Raw genomic sequence first — 6,120 nt, 5'->3', positions numbered from 1 at the left:
GACGATGACCCCACACTGCTCCCGCCGCGCCATCCGCGTCGCGTCGATTGACGGCGCTCGTCAATCGGCGGCCGGGCTGTCAGTGGCGCGGTGCACCATGGGGCCATGAGCGTGCGCATCGACATCACCGGGCTGACCCAGGAGCGGATTCACGTCGTGCCCTCGCCCCTGGGCGAGCTCGGCATGGCGCTGCACGCCCTGTCCGAGCCGGGCCACCACCCCGGTCTCCAGGGCTGGGCGACGGCCGTCTCCGCGCGTCTGGACCCCTGCCTCGCGGACCGTCTGTGCGAGGCGGACTTCCTGTGGCGGTCGACGTTCTCGGACGTGTTCGCGCCGTTCGCCGGGCTCCCGGGCAAGAGCGCGCTCCCCGGGGCCACCCTCGCCGAGGAGCTCGACCAGCTCGACAAGCTGACCGACGAGCAGTTCGTGGACGCCGCCCTCGAATTCACCTGCCAGTCGACGTACGCGGAGCCGGACCGCAATCTCCTCGCGGACCCCGTGGTCCAGCGCCGCGCCCTCGACCTGGCCGCCGCCCGGGGCCCCCACCAGGTGCGGTTCACGCGGCGGCTGCTCGACGACCCGCCGACCGTCCGCGCCTGGCTCCGCAAGCTCCTCCAGGACTGCGACGAGGCGTTCTTCGCCGACACCTGGACCCGCCTCAGCCATCAGCTCGCCGCCGACGCCCGGCACAAGACCGAGCTGCTCCGGCACAAGGGGCTGCCGGAGGCCCTGAAGGCCATCTCGGGAGCCGTCTCGCTGGACGAGAGCGGCCGCCGCATCACCGTGGACAAGATCACCGAGGGGCATACGTACACGGCCTCCGGCGGCCTGGTGTTCGTGCCGACCAGCCTCGGCTGGCCGCACCTGATGGTGCTGCACCGCAAGGGCTGGCAGGCGGCGATCACCTACCCCGTGAGCGCCCCCGGCCTCACCGCGCCGCCCACCGTGGAGCAGCTCACCCGCCGGATGTCCGCGCTCGCGCACCCGGTGCGGATGCGGCTCTGCCGCCACCTGGCGCGCGGGGCGTACACCACGGGCGAGCTCGCCGACGCGCACGGCATGACCGCACCGGAGATATCCCGGCACCTGACGGTCCTGAAGAAGGCCGACCTGGTCACCACGCGCCGCCGCGGGCGCTATGTGCAGCACCAGCTCGACATAGGCGCGGTCTCCCGGCTCGGCAGCGACTTCATCGAGGGCGTCCTGCGCTAGCGGCCCCCCGGACCGCCCCGTCCCACTCCGTCCCGCTCACCCGTGTCCCGGTGGCCGCCGTCCTAGGCGCCGCCCCCGGCCCGCACCAGGCCGGTCTCGTAGGCGAGCACGACGACCTGGACCCGGTCCCGCAGGCCGAGCTTGGTCAGGATGCGGCCGACGTGCGTCTTCACGGTCGCCTCCGAGAGGACGAGCCGCGCGGCGATCTCGCCGTTGGACAGGCCCTGCGCGACCAGGACCATGACCTCGCGCTCGCGGTCCGTCAGCCGCTCCAGCTCCTTGTGCTGCGGCGGTCCGCCCGCGTTCGGCAGCATCGGCGCGAAGCGGTCGAGCAGGCGCCGCGTCGTGGACGGCGCGACCACCGCGTCACCGCTGTGCACCGAGCGGATGGCGGTGAGCAGCTCCCCCGGGGGCACGTCCTTGAGCATGAAGCCGGACGCACCGGCCTTGAGGCCGGAGAAGGCGTATTCGTCGAGGTCGAAGGTGGTCAGGATGAGCACCTTGGGCGGGTTCGGGCCCTGGCAGACGCGCCGGGTCGTCTCCACGCCGTCCAGCTTCGGCATGCGCACATCCATCAGGACGACGTCGACCGCCGTCGACCTGAGCACGTCGAGGGCCTCGACGCCGTCGCCCGCCTCCGCGACGACCTCCATGTCCGGCTGGGCGGCGAGCACCATCCGGAACCCGGTGCGCAGCAGCACCTGGTCGTCGACGAGCATCACGCGGATCGACATCGAGAAGTCCCTTCGGGGGGCGGTTCGTTGACAGGTGTCATCGATGGACGTCAGTGTGCGGACTTCAGGGGCAGCAGGGCGCTGATCCGGAAGCCGCCGCCGGGCCGCGGGCCCGCGTCCAGCGTGCCGCCGACCATACCCACGCGCTCGCGCATGCCGATCAGGCCGTGTCCCCTGCCGTCGGCGCCGCCGTCCTCGTACAGCTCGTGCGGGGCGCCCTTGCCGTCGTCCTCGACGAGCAGCCCGAGGCCGTCGTCGAAGTAGACCAGGCGCACGCTCGCCCCCGCGTTCTCGCCGCCGTGCTTGCGCGTGTTCGTCAGCGCCTCCTGCACGATGCGGTACGCGGTGAGCTCGACGCCGCTGGGCAGCGGGCGGGGGGTTCCCTCGACCTTGTAGTCGACGGGCAGACCGGATGTGCGCACCTGCTCGATCAGCTCGTCGAGCTGCTCCACATCGGGCTGCGGGACGTACTCGGAACCCTCCTCGGGCTCCCCGGTGCGCAGCACGCCCAGCAGGCGGCGCATCTCGGCCAGGGCCTGGCGGCCGGTTCCCGAGATCGTCTCCAGGGCCTTCTTGGCCTGGTCGGGCGCGGCGTCGAGGACGTACGCGGCGCCGTCGGCCTGGACCACCATCACCGAGACGTTGTGCGCGACCACGTCGTGCAGTTCGCGCGCGATGCGCGCCCGCTCGGCCGCGACCGCGACCTTCGCCTGCGCCTCGCGCTCCTTCTCCAGGCGGGCGGCGCGCTCTTCGAGCTGGGCGAAGTAGGCCCGCCGGGTACGGATCGAGTCGCCGAGGACCCAGGCGAGCGCGAAGGGGACGATCTGGAAGAGCGTGAAGAGGACGCTGCCGAAGGCGGACACGTTCTCCGTGGGCCAGCGCATGCTCGACAGCGGAGCCGCGCACAGGCCGCCGATCAGCGCGAACCGGGAGGCCCAGCGCGGTCCGTCCGCCGCCGCGGTGTAGATGATCACCAGCATCGCGAAGTTCGCGAGGTTCGTCTCCACGTCGAAGACGAGCTGGCAGACCCCGATGAACGCGGCGAGGACCAGCATCCACTCCGGGAACCGCCGACGCAGCGCCACCACCAGGCAGAACCCGAGGACGACGGGGACGGCCCCGACGCTCGGGTCCTGGCCGGGTCCCTCGGACAAGGTCACCAGAGAGAGCCCGGAGACACCGAGCAGGACGACGGCCCAGAAGCTGTCGACCCATGTCGGGTGTCGTCGGAGGAAGTCATAGAGGCGCTGCACGTAACCCAGCGTAGGCAGCCCCGCGGCGCTCCGGGGTCAACCGGAGGTGCGATCCGCATCGATCGCGTGTACTCCCCAAGGTGGAGGCCCGCTTAGCCTGCGGTCTGTGACGAACGACAAGCGGGCGGGTGACACCGCCGCCCCGCGCGGCTGGCGGGATGCCGCGGAGACCGCCCTGTACGGCCCCGACGGCTTCTATCGGCGCCCGGAGGGGCCCGCGGGCCACTTCCGCACCTCCGTGCACGCCTCGCCCCTGTACGCGGACGCGGTGGCGCGGCTCCTGTGCCGCCTCGACGCCGCTCTCGACCACCCGGACGAGATCGCTTTCATCGACATGGGCGCGGGCCGGGGCGAGCTGACGGCGGGGGTTCTCGCCGCGCTGCCCCCGGAAGTGGAGGCACGCGTGCGTGCCTGCGCGGTGGAGCGCGCGGAGCGGCCCGCCGGTCTCGACCCGCGCGTGGAGTGGCGGGACGCGCCACCGGCCGGGGTCACGGGGCTGCTCTTCGCCAACGAGTGGCTGGACAACGTCCCCCTGGACGTCGCCGAGGTGGCGGCCGACGGCACGGTCCGCCGCGTCCTGGTGGGCGAGGACGGCACCGAGTCCCTCGGCGGCCCGGTCGAGGGCCGGGACGCCCGCTGGCTGGACCGCTGGTGGCCGCTGGGTCCCGAGCCGGGCCTGCGCGCGGAGATCGGGCGCCCGCGCGACGAGGCGTGGGAGGGGGCCGTGGCGGCCCTGGAGCGCGGTCTGGCGGTCGCCGTGGACTACGCGCACTCCCGGGACGACCGGCCGCCGTTCGGGACGCTGACGGGCTTCAGGGCGGGCCGCGAGACGGCGCCCGTGCCGGACGGGAGCTGTGACATCACGGCCCATGTGGCGCTGGACGCCTGCGCCCGGGAGGGGGCCGCGCTGCTCACCCAGCGGGCGGCGCTCGGCGCGCTCGGGGTGAGCGGTGGCCGCCCGCCGCTGACCCTCGCCTCCAGCGACCCCGCGGCCTACGTACGCGCGCTGGCCCGCGCCGGAGAGGCCGCCGAGCTGACCGCGCCCGGCGGGCTCGGGGACTTCGGGTGGCTGCTCCAGCCGGTCGGCGCCCCGAACCCGCTGCTCGCACCCTGACCGGCCGCGCCTGCGCTACTTGTCGATGTCGCCGACCACGAAGAAGAGCGACCCCAGGATGGCCACCATGTCCGCGACCAGCTGGCCGGGGAGCAGTTCGGTGAGCGCCTGGATGTTGTTGAACGAGGCCGAGCGCAGCTTCAGGCGGTACGGCGTCTTCTCGCCCTTGGAGACCAGGTAGTAGCCGTTGATGCCGAGGGGGTTCTCGGTCCACGCGTACGTATGGCCCTCAGGGGCCTTGAGGACCTTCGGCAGCCGCTGGTTGACCGGCCCCCGCGGCAGCTCCGCGAGCCGGTCGAGGCAGGCGTCGGCGAGGTCCAGGGCGTTGTGGGTCTGCTCCAGGAGGCACTCGAAGCGGGCCAGGCAGTCGCCCTCCTCGCGCGTGACGACCTTCAGGGTGTCCTGGAGTTCGCCGTACGCCAGGTAGGGCTCGTCGCGGCGCAGGTCGAAGTCGACGCCGGAGGCGCGGGCGATGGGGCCGCTCACTCCGTAGGCGTGCGCCGCCTCGGCCGTGAGGACGCCGACGCCGCGCGTACGGCCCCGGAAGATCTCGTTGCCGAGCACCAGGCGGTCGTACACGTCCATGCGGGAACGCACCGACGCGACGGCCTCCCGCGCGCGGGAGGTCCATCCGGAAGGCATGTCCTCCTTGAGGCCCCCCACGCGGTTGAACATGTAGTGCATGCGTCCGCCGGAGATCTCCTCCATGACGTTCTGGAGCTCCTCGCGCTCGCGGAACGCGTGGAAGACCGGGGTGATCCCGCCCAGTTCGAGAGGGTAGGAGCCGAGGAACATCAGGTGGTTGAGGACCCGGTTCAGCTCCGCGAGCAGGGTGCGCGTCCACACCGCGCGCTCGGGCACCTCCATGCCGAGCATCCGCTCGACGGCCATCACGACGCCCAGTTCGTTCGAGAACGCCGACAGCCAGTCGTGACGGTTGGCCAGCATCACGATCTGCCGGTAGTCCCGGGCCTCGAAGAGCTTCTCCGCACCCCGGTGCATATAGCCGATGACCGGCTCCGCGTGCTGGATGCGCTCACCGTCCAGGACGAGGCGCAGGCGGAGCACGCCGTGCGTGGACGGGTGCTGGGGGCCGATGTTGAGCACCATGTCGGTGCTCTCTGCCGCACCGCCGATGCCGAGCGTGGTCTCCGTGGTGGTCTCCGTCGTGGGACTCATGCGCACAGTCTCTCTCACCCGCACCCGGGTGTCGGAGGTCGTACGTACGCTTGGGGCATGGACACGGGGACGGCAGAGCCCGCGGGACCGGCGGGGGCGCACGAGGGACCGGTCTGGACGGGGCTGCCGCGCGGCCTGCTGAAGATGCGGCGGCTGCTGCTCCTGGCCTGGCTGGTGCCGGTCGCCGCGGCGGTCGGCGTGCTGCTCGGTCTGGCCGCGGGCCCCGCCTGGGCCGCCCTCGCCCTGCTGCCGCTCGCCCTCGCGGCATGGGGCTGGTGGATGCTCGGCCGGAACTGGCAGTCGTGGCGGTACGCGGAGCGGGTCGACGACCTGCTGATCAGCCGGGGCGTGCTCTGGCACGAGGAGACCGTCGTGCCGTACGGCAGGATGCAGCTCGTCGAGGTGACCTCGGGGCCCGTGGAGCGGCACTTCGGGCTCGCGGGCGTCCAGCTCCACACCGCCGCCGCGGCGACCGACGCGCGCATCCCCGGGCTGCTTCCCGAGGAGGCCGAGCGGCTCCGTGACCGGCTGACCGAGCTCGGCGAGGCCCGATCGGCGGGACTGTGAGCGGCGACGCGTCCGTGGAGGACGGCGTGGCGGACGAGCGCGCGGGCGCGCGGGGCGGGAC

6 protein-coding genes are annotated in these 6,120 nt (G+C 72.9%); 3 read left to right on the top strand and 3 right to left on the bottom strand.

The window, feature by feature from the left end:
• Positions 1–105 precede the first annotated feature (105 nt).
• Entirely contained in the window at positions 106–1,212 is a 1,107-nt protein-coding gene (locus tag AB8Z36_RS26105) for a DUF5937 family protein (protein WP_369215821.1), read from the top strand.
• Between the two features lie 62 nt (positions 1,213–1,274).
• Here the strand turns inward: AB8Z36_RS26105 and AB8Z36_RS26100 are convergent, their stop codons facing one another.
• A complete protein-coding gene (locus AB8Z36_RS26100) occupies positions 1,275–1,946 on the bottom strand; it encodes a response regulator transcription factor (RefSeq protein WP_369215820.1) in 672 nt (223 codons plus the stop codon).
• Between the two features lie 50 nt (positions 1,947–1,996).
• On the bottom strand, positions 1,997–3,199 hold the full coding sequence (locus AB8Z36_RS26095) for a sensor histidine kinase (RefSeq protein WP_369215819.1): 1,203 nt from the start codon (positions 3,197–3,199) through the stop codon (positions 1,997–1,999).
• 106 nt (positions 3,200–3,305) lie between these two features.
• Between AB8Z36_RS26095 and AB8Z36_RS26090 the strand changes: the two genes are divergently transcribed.
• Complete coding sequence (locus AB8Z36_RS26090; RefSeq protein ID WP_369215818.1) at positions 3,306–4,313, top strand: SAM-dependent methyltransferase; 1,008 nt, start codon at positions 3,306–3,308, stop codon at positions 4,311–4,313.
• Between the two features lie 15 nt (positions 4,314–4,328).
• Here the strand turns inward: AB8Z36_RS26090 and AB8Z36_RS26085 are convergent, their stop codons facing one another.
• Positions 4,329–5,492 (bottom strand): NADH-quinone oxidoreductase subunit D, encoded by a 1,164-nt coding sequence (locus tag AB8Z36_RS26085; protein WP_369215817.1) that lies wholly within the window; start codon positions 5,490–5,492, stop codon positions 4,329–4,331.
• Positions 5,493–5,549: 57 nt separating this feature from the next.
• Here AB8Z36_RS26085 and AB8Z36_RS26080 point away from each other — a divergent pair, with 57 nt between their 5' ends.
• Positions 5,550–6,059 (top strand): PH domain-containing protein, encoded by a 510-nt coding sequence (locus AB8Z36_RS26080; RefSeq protein ID WP_369215816.1) that lies wholly within the window; start codon positions 5,550–5,552, stop codon positions 6,057–6,059.
• Positions 6,060–6,120: the final 61 nt, after the last annotated feature.

The organism is Streptomyces flavofungini (genome assembly GCF_041028215.1).
Lineage (GTDB): Bacteria > Actinomycetota > Actinomycetes > Streptomycetales > Streptomycetaceae > Streptomyces > Streptomyces flavofungini_B.
This window is presented reverse-complemented; position numbering and strand designations above follow the sequence as displayed.

Excerpts from the sequence above, each read along its gene's own strand:
- AB8Z36_RS26080 (WP_369215816.1), top strand. The coding sequence starts at position 5,550 with ATGGACACGGGGACGGCAGAGCCCGCGGGACCGGCGGGGGCGCACGAG.
- AB8Z36_RS26085 (WP_369215817.1), bottom strand. The coding sequence starts at position 5,492 with ATGAGTCCCACGACGGAGACCACCACGGAGACCACGCTCGGCATCGGC.
- AB8Z36_RS26100 (WP_369215820.1), bottom strand. The coding sequence starts at position 1,946 with ATGTCGATCCGCGTGATGCTCGTCGACGACCAGGTGCTGCTGCGCACC.
- AB8Z36_RS26105 (WP_369215821.1), top strand. The coding sequence starts at position 106 with ATGAGCGTGCGCATCGACATCACCGGGCTGACCCAGGAGCGGATTCAC.